18 protein-coding genes are annotated in these 25702 nt (G+C 54.1%); 4 read left to right on the forward strand and 14 right to left on the reverse strand.

Annotated features, from left to right (window positions below; all coding sequences use genetic code 11):
* Positions 1-3 precede the first annotated feature (3 nt).
* The 5 genes from ACOQPU_RS23395 to ACOQPU_RS23415 all read right to left on the reverse strand — a co-directional run bounded on the left by ACOQPU_RS23395 (position 4) and on the right by ACOQPU_RS23415 (position 6969).
* A complete protein-coding gene (locus ACOQPU_RS23395; protein WP_420642246.1) occupies positions 4-1038 on the reverse strand; it encodes a FeoA domain-containing protein in 1035 nt (344 codons plus the stop codon).
* 107 nt (positions 1039-1145) lie between these two features.
* Complete coding sequence (locus tag ACOQPU_RS23400) at positions 1146-3548, reverse strand: heavy metal translocating P-type ATPase (RefSeq protein WP_420642247.1); 2403 nt, start codon at positions 3546-3548, stop codon at positions 1146-1148.
* A 251-nt stretch (positions 3549-3799) separates the two neighbouring features.
* Positions 3800-4435, reverse strand: coding sequence for a sulfotransferase (locus ACOQPU_RS23405; RefSeq protein ID WP_420642248.1), 636 nt, complete (start codon positions 4433-4435; stop codon positions 3800-3802).
* Between the two features lie 129 nt (positions 4436-4564).
* On the reverse strand, positions 4565-5782 hold the full coding sequence (locus tag ACOQPU_RS23410) for an McrC family protein (RefSeq protein ID WP_420642249.1): 1218 nt from the start codon (positions 5780-5782) through the stop codon (positions 4565-4567).
* Between the two features lie 44 nt (positions 5783-5826).
* Positions 5827-6969, reverse strand: a complete 1143-nt coding sequence (locus ACOQPU_RS23415; RefSeq protein ID WP_420642250.1) for a response regulator — start codon at positions 6967-6969, stop codon at positions 5827-5829.
* 327 nt (positions 6970-7296) lie between these two features.
* Here ACOQPU_RS23415 and ACOQPU_RS23420 point away from each other — a divergent pair, with 327 nt between their 5' ends.
* A complete protein-coding gene (locus tag ACOQPU_RS23420; RefSeq protein WP_420642251.1) occupies positions 7297-8262 on the forward strand; it encodes a helix-turn-helix transcriptional regulator in 966 nt (321 codons plus the stop codon).
* Positions 8263-8299: 37 nt separating this feature from the next.
* Complete coding sequence (locus tag ACOQPU_RS23425) at positions 8300-9121, forward strand: SirB1 family protein (protein ID WP_420642252.1); 822 nt, start codon at positions 8300-8302, stop codon at positions 9119-9121.
* Between the two features lies 1 nt (position 9122).
* Here the strand turns inward: ACOQPU_RS23425 and ACOQPU_RS23430 are convergent, their stop codons facing one another.
* The 3 genes from ACOQPU_RS23430 to ACOQPU_RS23440 form a co-directional block, all read right to left on the reverse strand.
* On the reverse strand, positions 9123-10283 hold the full coding sequence (locus ACOQPU_RS23430; RefSeq protein WP_420642253.1) for a methionine aminotransferase: 1161 nt from the start codon (positions 10281-10283) through the stop codon (positions 9123-9125).
* 130 nt (positions 10284-10413) lie between these two features.
* Entirely contained in the window at positions 10414-11892 is a 1479-nt protein-coding gene (locus ACOQPU_RS23435; protein WP_420642254.1) for an LCP family protein, read from the reverse strand.
* A 294-nt stretch (positions 11893-12186) separates the two neighbouring features.
* Complete coding sequence (locus tag ACOQPU_RS23440) at positions 12187-16956, reverse strand: protein kinase domain-containing protein (protein ID WP_420642255.1); 4770 nt, start codon at positions 16954-16956, stop codon at positions 12187-12189.
* A gap of 185 nt (positions 16957-17141) precedes the next feature.
* Between ACOQPU_RS23440 and ACOQPU_RS23445 the strand changes: the two genes are divergently transcribed.
* The gene (locus ACOQPU_RS23445; protein WP_420642256.1) at positions 17142-17924 is read left to right on the forward strand and encodes a carbon-nitrogen family hydrolase; all 783 of its coding nucleotides are present in this window, start codon (positions 17142-17144) and stop codon (positions 17922-17924) included.
* 47 nt (positions 17925-17971) lie between these two features.
* Here ACOQPU_RS23445 and ACOQPU_RS23450 read toward each other — a convergent pair whose 3' ends face one another.
* Positions 17972-18706, reverse strand: a complete 735-nt coding sequence (locus ACOQPU_RS23450; protein WP_420642257.1) for a hypothetical protein — start codon at positions 18704-18706, stop codon at positions 17972-17974.
* Positions 18699-19607 carry a ParA family protein gene (locus tag ACOQPU_RS23455; RefSeq protein WP_420642258.1) on the reverse strand — a complete coding sequence of 303 codons (909 nt, stop codon included), beginning with the start codon at positions 19605-19607 and terminating at the stop codon, positions 18699-18701. Before ACOQPU_RS23455 ends, ACOQPU_RS23450 begins: the two co-directional genes overlap by 8 nt.
* 174 nt (positions 19608-19781) lie before the next feature.
* Here ACOQPU_RS23455 and ACOQPU_RS23460 point away from each other — a divergent pair, with 174 nt between their 5' ends.
* Positions 19782-21314, forward strand: a complete 1533-nt coding sequence (locus tag ACOQPU_RS23460; protein ID WP_420642259.1) for a TFIIB-type zinc finger domain-containing protein — start codon at positions 19782-19784, stop codon at positions 21312-21314.
* 90 nt (positions 21315-21404) lie between these two features.
* Here the strand turns inward: ACOQPU_RS23460 and ACOQPU_RS23465 are convergent, their stop codons facing one another.
* The 4 genes from ACOQPU_RS23465 to ACOQPU_RS23480 all read right to left on the reverse strand — a co-directional run bounded on the left by ACOQPU_RS23465 (position 21405) and on the right by ACOQPU_RS23480 (position 25696).
* Positions 21405-23060: an McrB family protein gene (locus ACOQPU_RS23465; RefSeq protein ID WP_420642260.1), complete on the reverse strand. Its 1656-nt coding sequence runs from the start codon at positions 23058-23060 to the stop codon at positions 21405-21407.
* Between the two features lie 40 nt (positions 23061-23100).
* Positions 23101-23583, reverse strand: coding sequence for a GNAT family N-acetyltransferase (locus ACOQPU_RS23470; protein WP_420642261.1), 483 nt, complete (start codon positions 23581-23583; stop codon positions 23101-23103).
* The gene (locus ACOQPU_RS23475; RefSeq protein WP_420642262.1) at positions 23576-24580 is read right to left on the reverse strand and encodes a patatin-like phospholipase family protein; all 1005 of its coding nucleotides are present in this window, start codon (positions 24578-24580) and stop codon (positions 23576-23578) included. The genes ACOQPU_RS23470 and ACOQPU_RS23475 overlap by 8 nt, the downstream gene beginning before the upstream one ends.
* A gap of 78 nt (positions 24581-24658) precedes the next feature.
* Positions 24659-25696 carry a patatin-like phospholipase family protein gene (locus ACOQPU_RS23480; protein ID WP_420642263.1) on the reverse strand — a complete coding sequence of 346 codons (1038 nt, stop codon included), beginning with the start codon at positions 25694-25696 and terminating at the stop codon, positions 24659-24661.
* Between the last annotated feature and the right edge of the window lie 6 nt (positions 25697-25702).

The following is a 25702-nucleotide window of genomic DNA, read 5'->3' on the forward strand; positions in this document are numbered from 1 at the left end:
TCTCTAATCTCCGCTTTTTACATAAATATGATTCGCCTGGCTGGAGCGTAGGGCGATGATGGCGTCGCGGATGCGGTAGGCGGTGGGGTCGCCACTGGGACTGCGCATCTCGGCGGAAATTTCGGTACCGGGCAGGATGCCTAAGTCCATGAAGCGGCGGCGTTCTGCACCCCGGCAGTTGGGTGAGATGCGAACGACTTCGGCCGTTTCGCCCAATGGTATATCTGTAAGGCGGGCGCTGGGTGGTTGGGTAGGTACGGCCGTTGCCTCAACCTCAACCGCCATCGACACCACAGAAATGTTTTGGGCCACAATCGGAGCCAAAATGTGCTCATTTCCGTTCGCCCAAAAGCGAAGGCGTGTGCCGTTTGTTTCAATGAGGCGCACCGTCTGGCCTGGATGCAGCCCTTCGGCTACGAGCTGCGCATATACTGCTTCCGGTTCATCTTCCAAATGTACGATGCGTGCGACCTCGCCAATGGATAGCTCATTGAGGGGGTGGCTGTCGTGTGCCACATATTTTCCTTCTGCGTTGGGAATAGGGTCGCCGTGGGGATCGTGCGTGGGGTGGCCAAGCTTGGCCGAGAGCGCGTTAGCGGCCTCTGGCGTGAGCTGATGCTCTTGCAGCTCCGCTTGGCTGTGCCAATCGGCTTCACCGTAGCCCGTTTTTTCCGCTAAATATCGTTCCCACAACCGATGGGCGCGAATGATATGCAGAGCCGATTCCATGCCCGTTGGCGTGAGCGTGATGTCATCGTTTTGCAGCCGGAGCAGGTGGGCAGCTTGCATCTTAATCAGCAGCTCAGACGCTTCGTTGGTGCTGATGTGCATGGCTCCGGCGATGCTTTCTACCGTGGAGCGACGGCCAAGCTGCCGGGTTTTGTAAATTTGCTTGAGCACATCCTCACGCCGGGCGCGTTCGGTCATTTGGCGAGCACGCTGCCAGCGGGTGAGGAGTCCGTTATCTGGCCACAGGAAAACGGCCGTTGCTACCAAAAAGAGCGTGCCAATAAGCAATAAAGTAGCTGGGTCTGTCATCACGTTTCACCTACAAAATTTTGATATAGCTAAAAATTATTTTAACCACATATATGCAATTGGCGAAAGTGATTTCTGTCAACAAAAAAAGTGACAAACAAAACCCATCAGCTTGTCTTTGGTTTGTAGCCCAACATGCGCAGTCCGTTGAGCGAAACGAGCACCGTGCCGCCTTCGTGGCCCACTACAGCAGCGGGCAAGGCCAACCCAGAGAAAAAGATGGTGCCGAGCATGAGCACAATCATGAAAATGGCAAAGCCCAGATTTTGCAGCAGCGTTTGCCGCGTTTTGCGGCTGAGGCCGATGGTGTAGGGGATGTTGCTCAAATCGTCGGACATGAGGACGATGTCGGCCGTTTCCAGGGCCACATCGGTGCCAGCCGCGCCCATCGCAATGCCGATGTCGGCCGTGGCCAGAGCGGGGGCATCGTTGACGCCGTCGCCCACCATGGCTACTGGGCCGTACTGCTCGCGCACTTTTTTAACGGCCGTTACCTTATCTTCCGGCAGCAAATCAGCAAAAACGGCATCGACCCCCGTCTGCTTGGCAATTTGCTGCGCTACGGCGTCGTTGTCGCCAGTGAGCATGACCACATGCTCTACGCCGTTGGCGTGCAGGGCGCGCACCACGTCTGGGGCGTCGGGGCGAATCACATCGGCGTAGGCGAGGATGCCTAGCAAGACAGTTGTTTTAGACACCATATCCACCTCAGCGACCAAGACGCTGGTTTTGCCTAAATTTTGCAGACGGTCTAGCTCAACCTGGGCAGTTTCCAGTCCGGCGGGGTTAAATTGGGCGAAGAAACGGCCGTTGCCAATCCAGATTTGCCGTCCCGCTACGGTAGCCCGCACCCCTTGCCCGGTGGTTGCTTCAAAATCGGTGGCTTCGGGCCAACTCAAATTTTGTTTTTGTGCGGCTTTCACAGTGGCTTGGGCCAGCGGATGTTCTGATTTAGCTTCCACAGCAGCGGCCAATGCCAGCAAATCATTTTCACCAATTTGTCCATTCAGAGGCAAGATATCTGTCACTTCTGGCTCCCCTTGGGTGAGCGTGCCGGTTTTATCGAAGGCGACCACTTTAATGGTGGCTGCGTTTTCCACATAGATGCCACCTTTGAACAAGATACCGCGCCGTGCACCGTTGCCAATCGCGGAAAGCACCGTGGCAGGCGTGCTAATGACGATGGCACAGGGCGAGGCAGCGACCATGACGGTCATCGCCCGGTAAAATGCCTCGCTGAACGCCTCTTGCCAAAATAGCATGGGCACAACTGCCACCAGTGCCGTCAACACAATCACGCCGATAGCGTAATATTGCTCGGCAGTGTCAATAAATCGCTGCGTCTCTGCTTTTTCGCTGTGGGCTTCTTCCACCATCTGGATGAGCTTGGCCAGGGTGGAATCTTTGGCCAGTTTGGTCACGCGAATTTCCAGGCTGCCATTTTTGTTAATGGTGCCAGCAAACACATTGTCGCTAACGTTCTTGCTGACGGGCATGGATTCCCCGGTGATGGAGGATTGGTCGATGCTGGAACGGCCGTCCACGACCACCCCATCCAGCGGAATCCGCTCACCTGGCTTCACCAAAATGCGGTCGCTGACGACGACTTTTTCGATTGGCAGCAGATAGGTTTGGTTGCCGCGCCGCACCAATGCCTGTGCTGGGCGCAGCTCCATCAGTGCCTTGATGGCGTTGCGGGTGCGGTCCAGGGCAAAATCTTGCAGCACGTTGGAGAGCGAAAAGAGGAAGAGCAGCATCGCCCCTTCAAACGGTTCCCCCACAATGGCGGCTCCAATGGCCGCCAAAATCATGAGCAAATCGACGTCGATAGTGCGGTTGCGCAGCGATTCCAGCCCGCCTTGCAAGCCAAACGTACCGCCTGCGATGTACGCTATCACGAACAACACGGTCGTAGCCATGGTCGCTTCCTGCTGCTCGGCAATCAGACCACCAATCATGGTGATGAAGGTAATTAGGGTGAAGATGGCTTCGAGACGGCCGTCTTGCAGCCAGTTCCAGGCACGGCGCAGTGGGTTGGTTAGTGGTGGTGGGGATACGGCCGTTTCTAGCTCCGCTGCCGAGGGAGCTACAGGCACCCCCAACTTTTGTACGTGCAGTGAGATTTCGTCGGGCGTGATGATTTGATCGTTGTAGGTTACGGAAAGTGCCCCCCCCATGAAGCTGGCGGTAGCGCGTCGCACACCCGGAAGCTGCCCGAGCTGGCGTTCTAGCCCCACTGCGCACGATTCACAGGCACGCCCTCCATGACGGCCCAGCCGCATGGTGCAAGTGTGCCACCGTTCACGCAAAATGGGGCTCACCTGTTTAGCTACTTTTTCTACGGCCGGTTCAGATAGTTTTTCGGGATCGTAGTCGATTTCGAGACGGCCGTCTTGCGGATGCAAGCTAACCTGCACAATGCCTTTCTTCGTACCAATGGCTTCATTGATTAGTTCAGCACAATTTTCATCTTGTTCTATTTCGTTGGGATGTAATTCCTTGTCGGTCATTCAGATTTTCCTAACTTATCGCAACTGAGTTGCTGATTTGTCTATCGGCAAAAGGCAATGATTTTAACCGTTGCCAACCTTGAGCTTAACGTAAATTATACAAAAAATTAACCAGTGTGACAAATAAAGTTAACCTAGGTTAACTTTTGTAGTGTACTGCTATTTTACATTGCCCATACAGTCAGAATGAGCAAAAAACGGGCCTTACCAGTTGGTAAGACCCGCAAAATAATTGGTGATGGTGTCTGTTATTATGAGGTTGTCTGTTCTTTTTGTATGCGGTTCTTGCGATTACGATACAAATTGGGGTCTACAACTTCGCTCATGGCGCGGATGTTCATATTGCCGCCCAAAAATTCGTTGATTTGGGCTACCTGGGGTGTGGGGTTAGCCAACATATCGCTGTAATGAATGTAGATGACAGAGACGTTAGGGCGAGCTGCCATCCAGTCCATGACACTGTTGAGATGTTTTTCAAACAAGGCTGAGATTTCCTCATCGCTGGCCTGTTCAGGGTCTTCGCCACGGTTGATGAGCATCTTCTTTTGCGAGGCTAAAATTTCGGACATGTTGCGGCGCATAAAGATGACTTTGTACTCATATTCTGCGGGCATATATTTGAGCAGCTGCGAAATGACCTTGACTGATTTGCCTTGCGCATCGGCCATCCAGGTGGTGTCGCCTTTATCCATCTGCTTGACGCGCTCAAATTCGTAATACCCTTTGGGATTATCGTCGTCGGCCGTACGAATTTTGTCGGTGAGGGGTGGGATGCCACCAGCTTCCAACATTTTCATCATCATGGATGTGCCAGAGCGGGGCAAGCCGCTGACTACGGTGACAACGGGTTTGCTGCCGCCGAATAATTTTTTGAAGATACCTTTCATGCAATATTCCTTGTCAATTTTGGTAATGATTTTAGCTAATCGTAACACAGGTGGATGAGATGCAAAATGGGATGATTGTGCTTGTGATACGGCCGTTCCCTTTATACCTTTCGCCACTTAAGGCCCAGCTTAAAGATTCAGCCGTGTTTTTAGCTGTTGCACAAATTGCTGACCTGCTCCATCCAACGATTCATCCAGGCCAAATGTGAGCGTGTGCAGCTGCACATCGCCCACTGTAACATGAAGCGGCTGGGGAAGGGGCTGGGGATAAATGAGACAAGCGTGGTGGCACCTTTTAGCCTTGGCATAAGTGATGACCTGGCTGATGTCTGCCTGGCTTGGTTTGTCCGGCGTTTTGTATTTGGTGTCCAGCACGGCCAGCGGACGGCCGTTTTCCCCGTAAAGCGTCAGGTCAATCTGAAAACGCAGCTCATCGTTGGCACCGATGGTGGTGCTTTCTTGTGCTTTGATTTGATACGGTCGTTGCAGGTTAGCTTGTAGCCAGTTGGCAATGCTGCGTTCGTATAGCTGGGCCATGTTCAGCAAAAAGGGCATGAGCTGATGCTCCCCTGTTGCCAGGCGCGGGCCTGTATGTTCTAAAAAGAAGCGGCAGAGGGCATGCAGCGTAGCATAATCTTGGTTGAGACGGCCGTAGCTGCGGTTTTGGCAGTCGCTCGGCTGGAAAGGCCTCATGGTTACCAATGGTTGCAGCAGATGATACGCTTGGCGAACGGCCGTTTGTGCCATAGGGTTGCACTGGCCACTGCGAGCAAGCTGGTGCAAGGTGTAGGCCACAATTTGATTGTCGGGAATATCGGCCGTGTGGGCATCAAAGCGGCAGGTGAGCTGCACAGTGGGGCTGGCAGCGGCAGTGCGCGGCGGCAGGAGCTTGCCGCGCACGTAGGGCAGTGCCGCTGTTTGTTGCAAATACGCTTTTTGGAAGCCTTGCCGTCCGCGCCGGATCACCCACTGGGCCAATATTTGGGCTAATAGGCTAAAAAAGTCAGGGATGGCAGAAACGGCCGTGACCCCATCCCCCAGTTCTGCCAGTTGCAAATCATAAGCCATCTCCCACAGCTTAAAAATGCGGGCCATTGGCACTTTGGGCAAAATACGCAGCGTTAGTTGATGGGGCATATGAATTTGCCCAACCCAACCTTGCGCCGTGAGCTGCCACTCGCCATCCGTTTTGGGAGAAGGGAAGGTAACGAGCAGCTTTTTCCCCGTTTGATCCAACGTACGCCACAGCAGCTCCCCAAGCCCACCAGACAAGGCAGTTTCTGGAAGCGTGAGCGTCTGGAATTCGGTGAGATGCAGGGTTGGGGGCTGGGTTTCTATGTTGACCATGCGCAGATGGTATCAAACATTGGCGAGGGGACAAGCGTTAGGGATTATTCCTGAATGGGCATATTTGCCGGCAATGAAAACCAAAAACAGCTGCCACTTCCTTCTGTGCTTTCGACGCCTACTTTGCCGCCACTGCTTTTGATGATGCGCCAAATGATGGACAAACCTAACCCCTCCCCCCGGATTTTTTTAGAAGTAACGCGTGTGTGTGGCTTGAATAAACGCTTTTGATCGAGTTTTGAAATGCCTGGGCCATTGTCCGCTACCCAAAACCGAACCATGCCATTTTCTTCTGGTGTGGCCCCAAGCTGCAGCACGGGGGGCGCGCCTTCTTTGCTGCCATATTTCAGGCCATTGCTTAAATAATTGAGCCATACCTCTTCAATCCATGGTGCGTACCCTACGGCTTGGGGCCAGCTTTCAGGCACTTTAATCACCGCTTTCTTTTCACGAATTTGGTAGCGTAGCCGCTTAAAAACTTCTGCCAGGATGCGCTTGTTGTCCAACATATTGACCTGAATATTTTCAGAGCGCATGCTGGCCAAAAATAGCAGCTCGGTGATTACATTATTCATTTTGTAACCACTTTGCATGATTTGATCTACCGCCTGCTTTGCCGGGGTGCTTAGGTCTTCCTGATAATGTGAATCGACGAGGCTGGCATACCCAACCATCTGGCTGAGCAACCCTTGAATTTGATGGGCTACGGTGTGGGCGAAATCGTTGAGTGCCAAATTTTGATCCTGAAGCTCATCCGCCCGATGGCGCAGTTCCAGCATGAGTCGGTGCCGTTCTATTGTGTAATGGATTGTTTTGAGCAGTAAATTGGTGCTGAGATCATTCTTGGGCAAGTAATCTTGGGCACCAAACTGTACTGCCTCCATAATTAATTGATGTTGCGCTTGCTCACTTAAAATGATCACGGGCGTTGTGGGGTAGTTTTGTTTTAGCTTGGGGAAAGCATCCAGCCCCGTTGTGTCTGGCAAGCAAAGGTCTAGCAAGATGACGTCAAAAGTGGTTTGGGGCTGTTGTGTCAAAGCGTCGCTTAATCGGGAAACGGCCGTTAAATTGATTGCTGTCGGTGCTGGATGCGAAAGAGCGGCACGGTGCAGCATTCTCTGTATGATCTGCACATCGTGCGGGTTGTCTTCAATCAGCAGGACGGCTATTTGGTTTTCATTGCTCATGACTTTAATTGATACTGCGCTATTTCTTTCACATTTTATGCCGATTCAACAAAATACCCGTTGGGATATTATGAAAACAAAAATCTGTCAGCACAAATGGCATCTACAATGGATTGCCCTGGCAAAAGCCAAAGGTGAGGCTGCTCTGACTCTATATCCTGTTCGGCTTTTACGCTACCAAGAAACGTTTCCGATACGCTCAAATAACTATAGCCGAACCTGTCAAGCCAATCAATCCACAATTGCACTTGGCAAAATGACCGTTGACAGAGAGGTGGTTTCAGGGCAAAATAGAACAAGTGAGCTAATAAAATCTCAGGAGAAACCATGTCACGTCTGGCATCACGCACATCACGATTGCGACGCATTGAACAGTTACTGCTGCTAACCGCTGACGGCTTGCGAGCGACGGAATTGGCAGACAAGCTGGAGGTGGATCGCCGAACCGTGTACCGGGACGTTGATTTTTTGTGTGAACAAGGTTTACCAATTTGGCAGAAAGACGGCCGTTTCGGCATGAATCGCACCCGCTATCTCACCACCGTTCACCTCACCTTTCATGAAGCCATAGCCCTCACATTGGCAGGGCTGCTGCTGGCTCGCACCATCGACGAGCGAAACCCGCATGTAACCTCCGCTTTACGCAAATTGGCGATTACCTTGCCCAAAGCCATCTCGCCCCACCTAAAGCGGGCGGCTGATCGCGTGCAAACGCTAAATGACAGCCACCGACAGGTTGCCGTGCTGGAAGCATTGGCCGAAGGATGGGGCACCGGGCATAAGGTACGCATTGGTTACCGTTCGCCACGCAGTGGGCAGCTACGTGAACGAGTCATTGCCCCCTATGCCTTAGAGCCAACGCCCTCCGGAATTTACGTGATTGGGCATGACGATTGGGCCAAAGATATTCGCACGTTCAAACTAGATCGGTTGGAAAGTGCCATGTTGCTGAAGCAGAGCTTCACAGTACCAGAGGCGTTTGATTTGGAAAGCCATTTGGCTTCTGGCTGGCGGATTATGGCCGGCAGCGAAATTACAGAAGTGGTGCTTCGGTTTACGCCGGAAGTCACGCCTCATATTCATGAGCGGCAGTGGCATCCCACCCAAAAGCTGGAAAAAAAAGAGGATGGAGGATGTGTGCTGCGGGTGCAGGTGGCTCAGCCACAGGAGATGCAGCCATTTATTCGCAGTTGGGGGGCGCAGGTGGAGGTGCTGGCACCAACCTGGCTACGGGCGCAGATTGGTTCTGAGCTGCAACGGGCAGCGGCGCAATACGCTGAACGTTCGCTGTAAATTTGAACCCCCCTCGCAATCTGGATAAAATTTAGGTATGGTTGAACTTACTTTTAAAGAAATGGTGCAACGGCCGTTTCCCGATCTTCCTCATGCGGCACTGCTGCTGGCTAAGGAGCTGGCTTACCCCCAGCTAGACATCCCCAAAAGTTTGCGACAACTTGATGATTTGGCCGACCGGGCGGCAGCGCGGGTGCGTCTGAATGATTCAACGGCCGTTCGCGCCGAGCTGCTGAGTGACTTTTTGTTTAAGCAAGAGCAGTTTCGAGGGAATACGGCCGTTTATGACGATCCCCGCAACAGCTATCTGAACGATATTTTGGAGCGGCGACTGGGCATTCCCATTTCACTCTCTGTGCTGTATTTGGCAATTGCCGAACGATTGCAGCTGCCAGCCTTTGGCGTGGGTCTGCCGGGTCACTTTATTGTTGGGGTGGCTGCGCAGGGTAATTCCCTTTTTTTTGATCCGTTTCATGGGGGTGGGCGGCTTTCGGCGGCGGATTGTGCGCGTTTGGTAGAGTTGACGGTGGGGTACACAGGAGCATTTCAGACAGAGTGGCTAACGGCCGTTTCCACCCACGACATCCTTGCGCGTATGCTCAACAACCTGCGCATCATCTTTACCCAGCGGCATCAATGGGCAGAGGCAATCGCCGTAGTCGGACGAATGCAGCATATCCAGCCAAATAATCCGCATCATTTGCGTGAGCTGGGCGTAATTCATTACCAGCAGGGCAATATGCACCACGCTGCGACGTTGCTAGATGCTTATCTGCAAAAAGCACCAAACGCCGCCGATGCCCAAACCATTCGCCAGGGCATTGCCCAGGCATTGGACAAGTGGGCGAGCCAGAATTAGATTAGCCAGTTTTGAGCCGTTGCAGCCTTTTGGCAGCTTCGACCAGGGTTTTTTCTTCTTTACAAAAGGCAAAGCGCGCCAATCCTGCGCCGTCGGCGGGGTTGTGGTAAAAGGCACTGGGGGGAATCGCCGCCACGCCAATATCGCTGGTAAGGTAACGGCAAAAAGCGACATCATCTGCAAATCCCAGATGTGAAATATCTACCATAATGAAATAAGTGCCGTGAGGCGCAATGGACTTTAACCCGACGCTTTTAAGGGCATCTAGCAGGAAGTTGCGCTTGCGGGTGTAAAAATCAGTTAGCTGGCTGTAGAAGGATGGGGGTTGGGAAACGGCCGTAACCGCCGCTTCTTGCAACGGCGCCGCCCCGCAAAATGTCATAAACTGGTGCGCCCGAAAAATCGCTTGCGTCAGCTCTAGCTGGGCAACAGTCCAGCCAATCTTCCAGCCCGTCACGCTAAACGTTTTGCCCAGGCTAGAAACCATGATGGTGCGGCTCGCCATGCCGGGGAAGCTGATCAGCGTTTGGTGCTGGTGCCCGTCGAAGACGAGATGTTCGTACACTTCATCGGTCATTGCCAGCACATCGTGCTGCTGGCATAAATTGGCAATCAGCCCTAACTCTGCTTTTGTAAAGACTTTCCCGGTTGGGTTGTGCGGCGTGTTGACGATGATCAGCTTGGTTTTGTCGTTAAACAACATTGCCAAGTTGCCTGCATCAATTTGCCAAGTTGGTGGGCGCAGCGTGTAAAAGCGGGGAATGCCGCCTGCCATTTTGATAGCTGGCACATACGAGTCGTAAAATGGCTCAAAGACGATCACTTCATCCCCAGGATTCACCAAGCCCAAAACAGTGGCAAAGATGGCCTCGGTTGCGCCGTGCAGAATGGTGATTTCTGTGTCGGGATTGGCGTCTATACCGTAAAAGCTCTGCACTTTTTGGGCGATGGCTTGCCGCAGGTGCGGACGGCCGTTTGCCGGCGCGTACTGGTTAATATCGGACTCAATGGCGGCAACGGCCGCTGCCTTCATAAAATCTGGCGCTGCAAAATCGGGGAAGCCCTGCCCCAAATTGATGGCTTGGTGTTCGTTGGCCAGAGCCGTCATCTCGGTGAAAATGGTAGTGCCAAAGCCAGCCACCCGCTGCGCCATATAACTCATGTGGGTCTCCTGAATAGCGGCTGGTGGTTAGTGGCTAGTCAGCAACTAGCCACTAACCACCAGCTACTAAATTTTTTGGGTGCGGAATTGTGGCAGAGAACGGCCGTCTCCGCAACTCAGACAAAATGGTCTAATCGTTTGCCCCCAGTGGGGCTTCTAGCTGGGAAAGGCAAGGGTTGGCATCTGTGCCTAGGGTGACCCGGTATATGTTGCTTTGCTCTGCTGTTGGCATGAGCACAATGTCATCCGGCTGCTGGTGAAAGAGCCAGCTCAAAAGCCAATCGTAGGATTCTTTGCGATTGGGCGCAAAGTATTCGATGCGGGTGTGGGCGGGGAGCGATTCCGTAGGTTGGCTCCAACTGGGAGCAAAGCCATACCAGGCCAAATTGTGCGCCATTTGCCGATACATGATGGCATCGTCGGTAACAACTTCTACCCTTAGCGGTGGCCGATTGGCGCGACTGAGCGTTGGCGGCTGCATGACACGCGCCAGTATGGCCGACGCCTCTTCCCACTGCAATAGTTGAACGGCCGCACCGCTGCCCGGTTCACGCCAAGCCTGTACACTTTCCCCCGCCAAAACAAGATGCTGGATGCCGTTTTCCTGAATGGCTGGTGCCAACGCTGCCAACTCTAACAGCAGGGGCAGGGTCATGTCTGTTTCAATGGTTTCTTGGTAAGTTTGCCACAATTGGGGCAGTTCTGGCAGCAATTCCAGGCGCAAGCCCTGGTTAAAAATGGCGCGTAAAAGCTGTTGCTGCCGCTGGCCGCGCTCAAAATCGTTGGTGGTGCGGCGGGAGCGAGCGTACCATAAGGCCAAATCGCCATCCATCTGGTGGATGCCTGGTTCTAGGGTGAACTGCTCCCAACTTTCTTCTAATTCTGGGTTGAGGTCTGGTGCGCTCAACCGCCAGTCGGTGAGGGGGCAGTTGTTGATAATCTCTACGCCGCCCAGCGCGTCTACCACCTGCCGAAAGCCATCAAAGCCAATCCGAGCGTAATAATCAATGGGGATGCCGAGGTTGTATTCGATGCTGTCCTTGATGAGGCCACCGCCGCCGCCAGGGTAGTTCGCACCGTGACCGTGGGGCAGTGCCAGGTTGATGCGGGTCATCTTCCAGCCGGGAATGACGATGTACAGATCGCGGGGCACGGTGAGCAAAACGGCCGTTTTCGTTTGGCGGTTGATGGAGACGATGATGATGCTGTCGGTGCGGCCACCCTGGGCGTATTTTACGTCGTTGCCCAGCAGGACGATGTTGGTAATGTGCGCTGGCTTGGGGAAGGGCGGCACGGGGGAAGGCACGGCCGTTGCAGGAGTGGCGACTGCGTAATCAAGGGTGGGGTACGGCCGTATTGTGGCGGTTGCGGCGGCGGTGGGGGTGGTTGTTGGGAGAACGGCCGTCGCGGACGGGCGGCTTTCTGGGCTTGGGGTCATGCTTGTGGCGGTGAGAACGGCCGTTGCGGGCAAAAGAGGGCTGGCGCTGGTTTCTGTTGGCAAAATGATGGCTGCAACCGGGGTTGGCAGGGGCGACGTGGCGGATGTTTGGCAGGCTGCTCCCAGCAGGAACAGCGTGACCAGGTAAAACCAGACTGTTTGTTGTTTCATTTGTCATTCATCATTGGCAATTTTGGCATGGTTCATATTGAGTTAAATCATCTTAACATACTTCGTTTAAGCGCAGCCACCGTTGCGGCGTCGCCTCGGCGCTTCGCGCCTGGCGACGCTGAGGAGATGGGTTTTTTCACTTTTTGGGGGTGTCTCACCCCCAAAAAGTGAAAAAACCCCAACAGGTTCCCCGCACGGGGTGCGAAGCACCCTCGTGCGGGCGGTCATCGCGGCGATAAATTTGTAAAGGAAAATTGTGTTGCTTTGAACCATGCCTGAAGAGCCATAATGATCTTAAGGAAAGAAAGATAAGCAAGGACGACCGCGCAAATATTGGGTGCATTCGTCCGCTGAGAGGGAGCGCGTGACCAAGAACTTAGCGCGTTCAAAGAGGTTTTGCACGGTTTCCAGTGTGTTGATGCGGGCGGTGCGGTCGGCACTGGCGGTGGCCAGACGGCCGTCGCTAGGATCAAACACCACATCATTTACCGTAGACGTGTGCCCTAAATAGGTGCGGCGGGTTTGTCCAGTGGCGGTGTCCCACAGCTTGGTGGTGCGGTCGGCACTGCCCGTGGCCAGGCGGTTGCCATCCTGGCTGAGGGCCACGCTGAGCACTGGCCCGCCATGCCCAGAAAAGACGCGCAACGCTTCTCCGTTTTCCGCCGACCAGAGGCGAGCCGTGCCGTCGCTGCTGGCGGTGGCCAAGAAACGGCCGTCGCCGCTAAAGGCCACGTCATTCACAGCCCCCTCATGCCCAGCCAGCGTCTGCACAATCTCATTGGTAACGACGCTCCAGATAACGGCCGTACCGTCCACAGAACCTGCCGCCACCAGGCTACCATCCGGACTAAAGCTCACTTTCGTAAGTTCACTGCCGTACGGCAGACGAAGCTGCAAGCTGTTGTCTTCCGGGTTCCAAAAGCGAAGAATGCCATCGGCGGCGGTGGTGGCCAGAACGGTGCCTTCCGGGCTGAAGGCGACGCCATTGACCACTGCCGGATGGTTCATCACCGGTAGTTTGATTTCGCCACTGGCGATGTCCCACAGGCGCGCATTTTGGTCGTCGCTGACGGTGGCCAACAGGGCACCATTAGGCGCAAAACCGACATCATTCACCACATTATTGTGGTCAGTAAAAGCCGCAACTTGCGTATTGTCCTCTGTACGCCAGATGCGGGCTGTTTCATCGGCACCGCCTGTTGCCAGGAAACGGCCGTCTGCACTGAAACTGATTGTTCTAATTGTGCCCGTGTGCCCAGATAAAATTTGCGGCGAAAGCCCTGACTCGGTTCGCCAAAGGCGAGCTGTGCTGTCGCCGCTGCCGGTAATAAGCTGCGGCTCGGTTGGATGGAAGGCAACGGCCGTTACGCCGTTGGTATGGCCAGGAAGTGTGTATAATGCTTGCCCGGACGCCGCATTCCAAACCTTTACCGTGCTGTCGCTGCTGGCGGTGGCAAACAACAAACCATCCGGACTGTAAGCCACATCGTCTAGCTGCACCGCATGTCCAGTTACCCTAAAAACGAGTGACGCATTGTTGGCACTCCAGACGGCTGCCGTGCCGTTGCTATTGGCCGCCAGCAGGTAGGCGTCGTCTGGACTGTAGGTTAATCCGTTTATTTGGATAAGCTGGCTGTCGCTGCCGCTAGATGGCTCAATTGAGAACAGCGACGCTCCCGACTCCCCGTTCCAGATGATGATACGGCCGTCTGCCCCACCAGAGGCAAAGCGACGGCCGTCTTGGCTGAAGGCCACTGCCTGAACGCGGCTGGTGTGCCCGAGCAACCGCAGCAATGAACGCCGATTGCCAACGTCCCACAGCCGCAGAGCACTGCTGTCGTAGCTGGCCAGCAAGCGGTCTCCGGCTGGGTTGAAGGCAAGGTCGGTTACGGCACCTTCTTGCCCATTTAGCACAGCCACAAGCTGTTGGGTGGCCGTGTTCCACAAAATAATAAAGCCGTCGTCACCGGCTGTAGCCAGAATGGTGCTGTCCGGGTTAAAGGCGACGGCATTTACAGCTCGACCGTGCTCGGTTAAAACGCCAATCTCCTGCCCGGAGCCAACGTCCCACAGCTTGATCTCGGTATCCTGGCTGGCTGTGGCCAGCAAACGGCCGTCACTGCTGAAAGCGACATCGTTGATGCCCCCGGTATGGCCAGAGAAGATGCGCTGTAGCTGTGAGCTTTGCATGGCGCGGAACAGGGCATCTTCGGCTGATTCTGGCGCGGCCAAACCCAGCGATTGGGTAAGATTCACTGCTTCTAGCGAGAGCAGCAGCCCTAGCTGCGGGTCGCTGTTGAGTTGGTCGGTGGCAATGCCTGCTAGCTCGCGGGCACCTACCAGGCGAGATTGATTCTCAGCTTCCTGAGCGTTCTCCTCGGCAATGGCGACGGCCGTTGCAAGCTCATTGGCACTGAAGACGGCCGTTTCCTGGGCGGCAATGGCATCCTGCGCACTGAGTTCAGCAATCTCACGCTCCTGTCCAGCCGCATATTCGGCCGTGGCGCGCAAGCTGGCATCGGCGCGGGCAGTCGCTTCCGCAGCCACCGAGGTTGCTTGGCTAAATTCAGACGCTTCTTGCAGCGCAACGGCCGTGCCTTCGTTGGCTTGGGCCGTAGCGGCGTTGGCTTGGGCAACCTGGTTGCTGTTGATAGCCGAAAAGGCCACAATGAGCAACAAAACAATCGTAATAACCAAAGCGGCCGTTAACCAGCTTAAACGTCGAGCAACACGCGCCTGGGCTGCGGCTTGCTGCCGTTCCAATTGCTCTTCTTCCAATGCTGCTTGAGCGGCCGTGCGCAGTTTCAAGCTCTCATTAATAAAAAACCGCTCTTCCCGGCTCAAAAATGATTCGCGCTCATTGAGCCACCCCTCCGCTTCGGCCAGCAGCGCGCCGCGCAGCAGTGCGTCGCTGTCTAATTCGCTCATCTGCCACTGGCGCAAGGCCGCCCGTAGCCGCTCTTGCCACGCTCGGAAGGCACGATCTTCGTCCATCCAGGCCCGAAGCTGCCCCCAGCCACGAATTAAGGCTTCATGAACCACTTCTACCGTTTCCTGGCCGTTGGGGGCCAGGCTGGTGACCACCAGACGGGCATTGGCCAGCTTTTGCACCAATTGCCAGTTGCTTTCCCCCAATTCACTGCGCTCGGCCAAGCGACGTGTGTCTTCCGTGCCTGCACCGGGGCGCACCATTTGGATAAAAACGCGCCGCGCTTGCTGCCGCTCAGCTGCGGTGAGCTGGCTAAATTCCTGATCGGCATACCGAGCCAGCGCACCCTCGACGCCGCCAATGGCCTCGTAGCCTTCGTGGGTTAAATACCCTTCACGCGCCTTGTCCCACAGCTCCGTCAGGGCAAATTGCAGCAGCGGGAGATTGCCCGGCTCGTCACCCACATCATCCAAAATACGGGCAACCAGGCCTGTTTCAAATAGCAAGCCAAAGCGGCGGGCTGGGTTGGCAATTGCTTGGCTTAGCTCGCGGCGGGTCATGGGGCCAAGTTTGATGTCGGCGTTTTGTAGGGCGTCGGCGAAGGGACGGTAGGTGAGTGCCTGACTTAAAAAGTCAGTTCGCAAGGTGAGTACCAGTGTAAAGTGGGGCAAGTGGCGGAATTGGGCCACATCTACTGCCTCTAAAAGCAAGTCTAAAAAGGCGCGACGCAGTTGGGGATCGTTGCAGAGGGTGTAAATTTCTTCAAATTGGTCAGAGACGATGAGCAGCTGTTTGGTTGGTTTGTGCTGGTCTAAAATTTGGCGTAACAGGGGCAGCAACGCTACCTCTTTGAAGCGTAAATCGTTGGCGAGTTGGCTTGCTGCTATGCGCTGCTCGTTTTTACTGAGAGTGGGCTGCTGGTGGGCAACCAGGGCCGCGGCGAGGGCATGAAACGGCTGTGGCCCTGGCCGAAGAGTGATGATGTGCCAATCACGGTTGGTGCGCAGTTTGGCGACCAATCCGGCAAAAACTACGGAAGATTTGCCACTGCCAGAAGCCCCAACGATAGCCAGGAGGCGTTGTCTTTCAACGGTGTCTAGCAGGCGTTGGCTAAACGCTTCGCGGCCAAAAAAGTTGGCGGCATCTTCTTCGCCAAAGGCAAATAGCCCTCGGTAGGGGCTGGTATCTGGCATTTGGAAGGTGGGGGAGAGAACGGGTGTGGCCGGATCGGTGCGGGTAGATACGGCCGTTGCCAATGGCTGCATGTGGGTAACGGTGGTTTGGGTAACGGCCGTTTGCCCCAGAGCTGCTTGCAGGGCGGTTGCGAGGGATACGGCCGTTTGAAACCGCTCATCTGGGTCTTTGGCCATCGCTTTATTGATGACTTGCTCAACTTCCGGGGGAACTGGTTCAAGCGCGTCTATTTCTGGCAGCGGTTCATCAACATGTTTTTTGATGATTTCCATGGGCGTATCGCCGGAAAATGGCGTGTGTCCGGTTATGAGTTCGTACAAAATCACGCCAAGCGAGTAGATGTCCGATCGATGATCGATGGTGAGGGATTGGGCTTGCTCCGGTGCCATGTAGGTGGGCGTGCCAGCCACCATGCCCGTGAGCGTGTAGCGGGGCAGCCCCACCATGCGCACAATGCCAAAGTCGGTTAGCACCACGTCGCCATCCAGGGTAAACATGATGTTGGCAGGCTTGATGTCTCGATGGATGATGCCGCGTGTGTGAGCATACACCAATGCTTTGGCCAGGGATGTGATGATATGGTTGATTTCATCAAAGGTAAAGGGAATGCCGCTTAAGTCACGATGGTCTAATTCGGCTTTGAGGGTTGGCCCTTCAATATACTCCATCACCATGTAGCGGCTGTCCCCTTCGATGTCATAATCGAACACCTGCACGATGTTGGGATGCCGCATACGGGCCACGGCGGCGGCTTCACGCTCAAAACGGCCGATAAATTCATCCTCTTCGGCCAGATAGGCGTGCAGCACCTTCAAGGCAACGTATCGGTCTAGATTGCTTTGATATGCTTTGTAAACACGGGCCATCCCCCCGATGCCCAAGCGATTATACAGTTTGTATTTACCAAAGGTGCGTCCAGTGAGGTCAGATTGATTGTTCACAAGATTGTTTTACACGACTCGATGTTGCGGCTAATGGGCTGTTTTTCTTTTCTGGCGAGCAATTGATTTGCCTGGAAGACAGCCTGCTTGGGAAGTAAAATTTGCGAACGACTATTTTGACCTTTCCCGAATATGCGTATTATAACGAAAATATTAGATTTGTTTAATTGGAGGATACGGCCGTTATGAAACTGACAATCTCTTTGGGGCAAATGGATGTAAAACTGGGTGATCCCATGGCCAACTGGCACACGGTGCAGGCGATGACGGCCGAAGCTGCCCGGCGAGGCTCCGATCTGGTTGTTTTCCCAGAGCTGTGGTCAACGGGCTATGATTTGGAGAATGCGGCCAGCTACGCCACGCTCACGGATGCAGGCCTGTTTGCTCAGGTAGCGGCACTGGCCAAGACGCACCAAATCGCCATTTTAGGGTCCTGTTTATCTTTGTTGGGTGAGGGGAGATTTGGCAACACGGCCGTTTATTTTGATGCAAACGGCCGTTCCCTGGGCGAGTACAGCAAGCTGCATCTGTTCCGGCTGATGCAAGAGGAACAATTTTTGACGGCTGGTGAAGATTCAACGCTGATAGAAACTGAGTGGGGCAAAGCCGGGCTAACCATTTGTTATGATTTGCGCTTCCCGGAACTGTTTCGGCACTATGCGCTAGCCGGGGCGCAGCTTGTCTTTGTGCCAGCCGAGTGGCCGCATCCGCGTTTGGCTCATTGGCGCACTTTGCTCCGTGCTCGTGCCATTGAAAACCAAATGTTTGTGGTAGCCTGCAACCGGGTTGGCCGCAGCAAAGACACAGACTTTTTTGGTCACTCTTGCATTTTGGATCCGTGGGGGGAGATTGTGTTGGAATTAGGTGAGGGGGAGATGTTGGGAACGGCCGTGATTGACATTGCCCAGGTAGATGCGGTTCGCGCCAAAATCCCCGTCTTTGCCGACCGTCGGCCAGAGGTTTATTAGCCACAGAAAAAAACCTCTTAAATCTCTGTGCCCTCTGTGGCAACATTTCACGATCGGCCGCGGAGGCGATCCATGAAGGAACGGCCGCTTTCGCCACCACCTTGCTGAATTTCCCCTTCCAGCCGTGCTAGCCGCGCTTCGGCAGAAGAGGCGCGGGATTGGGCATTCATCCGGGCTTGGCGTTCTTCCGCCAGCAGCGTGTCTAGCTTTTGCAGACTTTGCACCTGCACATCCAGGGTCGCTTTTTCGCGCTCAAGCTGAACGCGCATTTGGCGTTCTTCTGCCAGTTGGGCGGTGGCTTCCTGGGTGCGTTCAGCAATGACTTCTAGCGAGGCCAGCTTGCGCTCCAGCGCGACGCGGGCTTGTCGCTCTTCTTCCAGGGCGGCAGTAGCGTGGCGCACCTGGCGAATTTCCACTTCCATGCCTGCGATTTCTCGTTCCAATTTTAACCGCACCTCTCGCTCTGCTTTGAGTTCTTCGATGGTGGCTTTGTGTTGGGTAACGGCCGTTTCTAGTTCAATATTTCGTTTTTCCAGGGCGCGGATTTCTGCTTTCAAGGCGGCCACATCTTCGCTGGGTTGATTCACTGGAACGGGTACCGGCATGGTGAACTGAGAAGGGGTGGAGACAACTTGTGGGGGGCCAAGAGGGGAGACGGGCTTGTTTTGAGCGTGTGCGGCCGTTTCTGCCTCCACTTTTTTAGGATCAAACGTTTCTACACTGCTTAGAGGGTCTGCTACATTGTCTTGTGGGGCTGCTTTGCTCGTTTTCTTCTTAGCCATAATACACTCTGTCTACCAATGCTTGATAAGCTACCGTTGCTGGGTTCAAAAAGCGCGTATCGTACTCAAAAATAGTTTGTTGGAAGGCAGGTGCCTCAGCCACTGCCTGGCTGCGCGGAATGGGTTGGCTCACCTTGTCCCCGTGCATCTCGCGCAGCTCATCCACCATTCTCTGATCCAGCTTTTGTCGCGCCACGTTAAGCGTGGGCACGATGGTGTGAATGCGAATGTCGATGCCCCGCGTTTGGGCTTCAAAAATTGAGCTGATATGCTGCCCTGTGCCAGCCATCGAAAAATAGTCTGGCTTTACGGGCACAATGGCAGAGTCGGCAAACTGATAAACTGCTTGGGTAAAAGTGTCCAGCGCCGGGGGGCAATCCAGCACGATGTAGACAAATCGCTCCAGGGCAACCTGCAATCGCTCTTCTAAAATCCGCACAATGCCATAATTTTTGGTGCTGGGCATGGCAAATGCCTGGGCGCGTAAAATATCTTTGGCATGTTCCAAATTGTCTGACGCTGGCAAAATCCATAAATTAGGACGGGGAAATCCTTCGTCGGTACGGTCAGCAGAGACGACAGCTTCGGTGATGTGGCGTTGTTCTAGCAGTACATCGCCGATGTCTGCCTTGCCGGTGTCGATGCCTAAACCGCGCGCACAATGCCCCTGCGGATCAAAATCAATGAGCAGCACGTGACCTAGCAAATAGTAATGTGTGTCTTGATATTGAAACAGATTGCTAGGATCGCTAATTTGGTCTAAATCTTTGGGGGCGACGCGCCGCATAAGCTTACGCGAGAGGCCGTGTGCCAGATTGATAGCGGTGGTTGTTTTTGCTACGCCACCTTTGCGGTTCACAACGGCCAATACTTTGTCTTGCCTGCCTGGATTTTGCGTCATGGTTTTTGAAGTCGCTTTTTCTCTTTTTGCTGAGGAATTAATGACATTTTACCATAACTGCGCGAGTGGGCGAGGGGCAAGTTTGCGATGGGGCTGGCTCATTGGTTGTATGCAAACGCTTACCATGACTTTGGTGTAAGTGACTTTGTAAATCCATGCTTTTACACTAAAAGCATGAACGATTCTTCTACTTCTCAAAATCAATGTCCAGCATGTGGTGGGCGACTCATCTTTTCCGCAGACGGCCGTTTTCGCCAATGTGAACGATGCAACCACCAAATTAGCGTCGTGCGCCAGCGGGAATCGCCGCAAGAGCTGATGCACCTCCAGCAATTTTCCACTGAGGAAAGCGGTTTTGCCAGCGTGCGTACAGCTGGCGTGCGTGAACTGCTGCGGCAAGGTGTGGCTGCCACCAAAGCGGGGAACAAGGATGAAGCGTTTCATTATCTGAGCTGGGTGCTGCGCACCGATTCCAGCGAAAAGCAGCAGGCGCAGGCGTGGCTCTGGCTGAGCGAGGTGTACGAGGAGCCAGCGCACAAGCGCAACTGCCTGGAGCAGGTGCTGGCGTTTGATCCCACACATGGTGTGGCGCGGCGGGGGTTGGCTTTGCTAGACGGCCGTCTGCAAGCCAAAGATGTGGTTGATCCCAATAAAATCAGCCAAACTGTCAGCGAGGAACCAGAGCAAACGGCCGCAGAGCAGTTTAACTGCCCACAATGTGCGGGCAAGCTGCAATTTTTGGCCGACGGTAAAACGTTACGCTGCGGCTTCTGCGGCTTTGAACAAACAATTAGCGCCACGGAGGACAAAGAGAGCCTAGAAAAATTGAGTTCAATCTCAAAGCCCTCTGTGAACTCTGTGGCTAATTTTGGTGAGGGCGCGTTTGAGCAGGAGTTCACGACGGCGTTGGCGCAGGCGAAGGGGCATCTGGCACCGGTGCAGATGCGCACCTTTCAATGCAACGGTTGTGCCGTGGACTTTGTCCTCGCCCCCGAAGCCATCTCGATGACCTGCCCTTACTGTGATTCTACTTACGTGACGGAAACGGCCGCTGCCCACGACATGATGCCGCCCCATGCTGTCATTCCCTTCCGCATTTCGCACGAGCAGGCAGAAAAGGCGATTCGGGGTTGGTTGCAGGGGGGTGGGGTGGAACGGCCGCAGCTTTCGCCCATCGTAGGCATATACTTGCCGCTGTGGACATTTGACGTGGGGGGCGAAATTCGTTGGGGTGGCCAGGTGAAGAAGGGGGACAACTGGGTGCCCATCTCTGGCAATCATCTGGCGTTTAGTGACGATGTGCGTGTGCCTGCTAGTAAAAAGCTCAGTGGCGATTTGGCAAAAGCGTTCGACGGCTTCGATATGGATGGTTTGCAGGCGTATGACAGCCGCTTTTTGGCCGACTGGCCTGCCGAGCGGCACACGATTCCACTGGCAGATGCGTCTTTGCAGGCGCGGAAGCAGGTGCTGCAACAGCTGCGCCGCAATCCGCACAAGTTTACGCTGGAGGATGTGCGGAATCTCAGGTTGGGGTCGCTGGGGCTGGTGGTGGAGTCGTTTAAGCTGGCTTTGGTACCGATTTGGCTGGTGCATTACAAAGTAGATGACGAGACGTTTGATTTGCTGGTGAATGGGCAAACGGGGGTTTTGGTGGGGAAACGGCCGTCTCGCGGGGTGCGTGGTTTCTTTGCCAAACTGTTTGGGTAGGGCTTAGCCACAGATCACACAGATTTTGGAATATTGGGGACGTAGCCGCGGATTCTTTCCGCGTTAATTTGGCGCACAAAGAATGTGCGGCTACGGGATGAGTTGTTTGGCGATTTTGGCCCAGCGGAAGGTTGTGATTTGATCGGACTGGTCGAAGAAATATTCTTCTAAGTACGGTTCGATTTCTAGCTGCCAGATGTCGGGGAGTTGTTTGGCGAGGTTTTGTTCCAGGAAGAAGGTGATGCCCACGAAGTAGTGCGGATCGGCAATTTGGCGGTTGAGGCGTTGCAGCAGCCGGATGAGCGGCTCGGCATCGTACCCGGTGCTGGCGTGGAAGTGGCGCAGAACGTCGTAGTTGGGCGGCAGGTGGATGAAGGCAAAGCGGCGGCGCAGGGCGTGGTCTACCAGGGCGATGGAGCGGTCAGCGGTGTTCATCGTGCCGATGATTCGCACGTTGGCCGGAATGTGGAAGCTGCCGCCGCTGGCCAAGGGAATCGAGGCGTCACGGTACTCTAGCAGCAGCATCAATTCGCCAAATACGGCCGCTAAGTTGGCCCGGTTTATTTCATCAATAACCAACACGCAGATGCCGTCGTGCTGGCTGGCGCGTTGGCAAAATTCTAAAAAGCGGCCAGGGACAAGGCTGTAGTGGAGATTGCCATCGTCGTCGGTAAACGGCCGTATCCCCTGCACAAAATCTTCATAAGCGTAGGCTGGATGAAATTGCACCATTTCCCAAAAGCCATCCTGCCCCTGGGTGAGGTGCTGCGCCAGTTTTTGTGCCAAAAACGTTTTGCCGGTGCCGGGTGGCCCGAACAAAATGGCCTGTCCTTTGCGCTCAATGGCTCGCAGCCAGCGGTTGAGGTCGTCTTGGGGCAGGCCGGTGTCGCTGGCGCATTGTTCTAGGGAGTACGGCTCGGTTCGGGGTTGATAGTCGGGGGTAGGGTCGTGGAGAACGGCCGTTTCCATTGCAGGAGCATACCGAATCGGGCTGGTTGTCAGCGATTCCGGCACACCTAGCTCGATTTGCCCTTTGTCAGATAGCCTCCCTGTTTGGTGCTTGCTGATCTGCTCGCACACCCAGATGAGGCTTTGCACATCCACCATGTCGCGCGCGCCATGATCACGCAATGCTTCGTATAGCAAGTTGGTTTGCTGCAAAATCAAGGCATAGCTGCTGGCAGATGGCTTCAGTGTGATCAACAGCTTGGTTTGGGGAATTGGGGGATGGCTTTCATCATCCGGCTGAATGAATTTGAGGAACCAGCGGGCGGTGCGTGGCTTCACCAACATTTCTGTTTGCGGATGGCAAATGAATAAAAAGTAGGTGGGCAGCGGCCACTTGTTGGGCAGATCGCTGGCACTCAAGTAGTCAGAAAAGGTTTGCAGGCGGTCGGGCGTGGGGCGGTCGCCGTAGAGCAGGTTGCGTAGTTGGGTGCAGAAGGCGGGTTTGTCAAGATCGGGATGGTTGAGGACGGCCGTATCCCCTGAAGAGGGCACCGACCGCCACAGTAAATTGTTATCTTGTGCTAACTTGTTGAGCCGCTCCAGAAAAGTGTCGTGATTTCCCTCAGCCAGCAGTTGGTCCAACGCATCCTGGCTCAGCCAATTTTGCGCCTTGGCGATGGTGGCCTGCTTATAAGAAATTTCGTCAGCCATGAAATCCGGGTGGGCAAAATCCTTCCAATCCGGGTAACGTTGTCGGACGAGCTGGATGAGTTCTTGAACCTGCCAATTGGGGAGCATAATTTCCAGATTTCTTGATTATGTAAAATCTGTAGTTAGTTTAATCAGGAGTGGGCTGGGATGCAAATTGCATTTTGTACTTGAACTCTTCTTCGGCAACAATTTGTAAGCCTAGGCGTTCGTATAGCTTTTGCGCTTCGGGATTTGTTTTTAGTACATGCAGCGTGAATATTTTGCTAGCCCGCTCTGCTTGGTGGATGAGTTGTTGGAGTACGGCCGTTCCCCAACTGCGTCCTTGATATTGAGGTAGAAAAGCGATCAGCCCCAAATACAACTCATCTTCCGTTTCTATAACAGAGAGTGTGCCAACATCTTCACCTTTCCACTGAAAAATCTCTCTTTTTGAGGGATCAAATTTTTCACGAAAATAATTTTGCTGCCATGCTTCATCCCAACCCCACATTCGGGCAACAGATTCCTTCATGGCAGCTTTGTGCAGCGCATAAAGAAAATCAAAATCAGCCATCGTAGCCGGGCGGCTGGTTAACATTGTCTCTTTGAGTGAATAAGCGACTTTATTCAACCGGATACCCTTCCCGCTCCCAGGCTGCCCGCGCATCATCGTAGCCCATCTTGTACAGTTTTTCGTGCCACTTTTGGGTGTAGCTCACAATTTGCTCCACTGGAATAAAATCTTTTGGGCAAACAATGGTTGGGTATTTCAGCTTCTTGTAATCATGTTTGACGTTCGCTCCCACAAAGTTGTTCATATCCTGCATGTATTGATCCACAACGTCTGGATAATCCGCCTGAATTTTGTCCAATTCATCCCGAATTTCGGCCAGGCTGTTGATCAGACTAAACATCTTCATATCTGCCTGGAACGAAGCTAGCAGTGCCCATTCCAGGGTCATGCTGGCGGCTTCATACAGGTTTGTGGGCAGGTTGGTGGGCAGCGTTGGCAGGGAACTATCGTCACCAGTTTGCTTGATTGGGGTCATGATAACCACGATGATCTCTTCGGCTCCCGTGGCAATGGCGGCGCTGAGTGGCGTGTTGGCGACCACGGCTCCGTCCCAATATTTGGTTGCGCCTAAATGGGTGTGGGGATAAATAAGCGGGATGGAGCAGCTAGACAAAATATGCTCAACGGTAATCTCGGTTTTGTCGTTCAGGCTGTTGCTAAAGATGTGCAGCAGACCAGTTGAGATTTCTGTGGCGGTGATACGTAGGTGAACGGCCGTTTTTTCCGGATCATTGATGCGCTCAAAATCAACCCAGCCCTCGTTCAGGAGCGTCTCTTTCAACGGAGAGGTGTCTAGCAGCGAAACGGCCGAAAACGGATTCCAGTTTGGTTTTTGCACATGCTTGGTTCGCAACTTGCGCCACAAGGCCCACAGCGAATTGGCCGTATGGCCAGAGGCAAGGGCTGCCCCATTCACCGCGCCGATTGAAGTACCCACGACCACATCTGGATACCATTCGTGCTCTTCTAAAAAGCGCAGAACGCCCACATGGTACGCACCGCGACCGCCGCCCCCGGAAAGTACCAGTGCCCGTTTGGGATTGTCTGTCAGCATACCGTTGTGCTCCTTCTTATATCGCAAAGGAGATTAGAGATTGAGCGAATCTCCAATCTCTAATCTCCAATCTCCTATTTAGCTCTCGCCTTCCACAGCTTTGCCCGCCGCCTTCCAGGCGCGTCTGGCGTCTTCATACCCCATCTGGAACAGTTCGTCATGCCCATCACGGGTGTAACGAATGATGCGATCCACTGGAATTGCTTTTTGGGGCGCAACGATGATTGGGTTGGGCAAGGCATGGTATTTTTCTTCCAGAATGTCGGGGATGCCGTTTCCATCTTTGTCTTCCAATATGACCTCTTCGCCACGTAGCTGGCTCATCAGCAGCCGATTGGTGGCTTGCAGCCGGGCATTTTCTACCTGAAGCCGTACTAATTCGTTGATGCGTCGAAACAGTTTCAAGTCAGATTGGAAAGAGGCCAGCAAGGCCCATTCCAGCATGGTGCTGGCGGCCGTCAGGATATTGTTGGGTGTTGGCAGTGTGGGGCTATTATCTGCACCATCTTCCCAGGGGGTCATAATCACGACGACAATTTCCTCTGCACCAGCGTCGATGGCGGGACCGAGCGGGGTGTTGGCCACGGTGGCACCATCCCAGTAAAGCGTATCGTTTAGCTGGGTTGCCGGGTAAACAATGGGGATAGAACAGCTAGCAATGATGTGGTTGAGTTCAATGGTTTCGCGGCGCATTTTGCTGGGGTAGACGTCGTCGCTATTGCCAAAAACGTGTAGCTGCCCGCTATTAATTTCTGTGGCTGTGACGCGCAGGTGAACGGCCGCTTCTTCCGAATTGATCCGCTCAAAATCAACCCAGCCGTGTTCTTGCAGGGTGGTCCGTAAAGGGGAAGTATCCAGCAGATAGTTACCTTCCAGCAGGTTCCAACGGGTCTTTTGCACATCATCGGTGGTGAGCCGCTGCCACAGTGCCCACAGCGAGCGAGATGTGTGCCCAGAAGCGAGTGCAGCTCCATTAACCGCCCCAATGGAGGTGCCAGCTACGATGTTGGGGAACCATTCGTGTTCCTCCAAGAAGCGCATAACACCTACGTGATAAGCACCTCGACCACCACCCCCGGAAAGTATGAGCGCGTTTTTGCGTGACTCAGTTGGCATAATGGC

The sequence above is a fragment of the Candidatus Leptofilum sp. genome (assembly GCF_965223285.1).
In the GTDB taxonomy this organism is placed as follows: Bacteria; Chloroflexota; Anaerolineae; order Promineifilales; family Promineifilaceae; genus Leptofilum.

Coding starts and splice junctions, on each gene's coding strand:
- ACOQPU_RS23400 (WP_420642247.1), bottom strand. CDS start 3,548: ATGACCGACAAGGAATTACATCCCAACGAAATAGAACAAGATGAAAAT.
- ACOQPU_RS23465 (WP_420642260.1), bottom strand. CDS start 23,060: ATGCTCCCCAATTGGCAGGTTCAAGAACTCATCCAGCTCGTCCGACAA.
- ACOQPU_RS23455 (WP_420642258.1), bottom strand. CDS start 19,607: ATGACGCAAAATCCAGGCAGGCAAGACAAAGTATTGGCCGTTGTGAAC.
- ACOQPU_RS23475 (WP_420642262.1), bottom strand. CDS start 24,580: ATGCTGACAGACAATCCCAAACGGGCACTGGTACTTTCCGGGGGCGGC.
- ACOQPU_RS23415 (WP_420642250.1), bottom strand. CDS start 6,969: ATGAGCAATGAAAACCAAATAGCCGTCCTGCTGATTGAAGACAACCCG.
- ACOQPU_RS23420 (WP_420642251.1), top strand. CDS start 7,297: ATGTCACGTCTGGCATCACGCACATCACGATTGCGACGCATTGAACAG.
- ACOQPU_RS23445 (WP_420642256.1), top strand. CDS start 17,142: ATGAAACTGACAATCTCTTTGGGGCAAATGGATGTAAAACTGGGTGAT.
- ACOQPU_RS23435 (WP_420642254.1), bottom strand. CDS start 11,892: ATGAAACAACAAACAGTCTGGTTTTACCTGGTCACGCTGTTCCTGCTG.
- ACOQPU_RS23405 (WP_420642248.1), bottom strand. CDS start 4,435: ATGAAAGGTATCTTCAAAAAATTATTCGGCGGCAGCAAACCCGTTGTC.
- ACOQPU_RS23430 (WP_420642253.1), bottom strand. CDS start 10,283: ATGAGTTATATGGCGCAGCGGGTGGCTGGCTTTGGCACTACCATTTTC.
- ACOQPU_RS23395 (WP_420642246.1), bottom strand. CDS start 1,038: ATGACAGACCCAGCTACTTTATTGCTTATTGGCACGCTCTTTTTGGTA.
- ACOQPU_RS23410 (WP_420642249.1), bottom strand. CDS start 5,782: ATGGTCAACATAGAAACCCAGCCCCCAACCCTGCATCTCACCGAATTC.
- ACOQPU_RS23425 (WP_420642252.1), top strand. CDS start 8,300: ATGGTTGAACTTACTTTTAAAGAAATGGTGCAACGGCCGTTTCCCGAT.
- ACOQPU_RS23480 (WP_420642263.1), bottom strand. CDS start 25,696: ATGCCAACTGAGTCACGCAAAAACGCGCTCATACTTTCCGGGGGTGGT.
- ACOQPU_RS23460 (WP_420642259.1), top strand. CDS start 19,782: ATGAACGATTCTTCTACTTCTCAAAATCAATGTCCAGCATGTGGTGGG.
- ACOQPU_RS23450 (WP_420642257.1), bottom strand. CDS start 18,706: ATGGCTAAGAAGAAAACGAGCAAAGCAGCCCCACAAGACAATGTAGCA.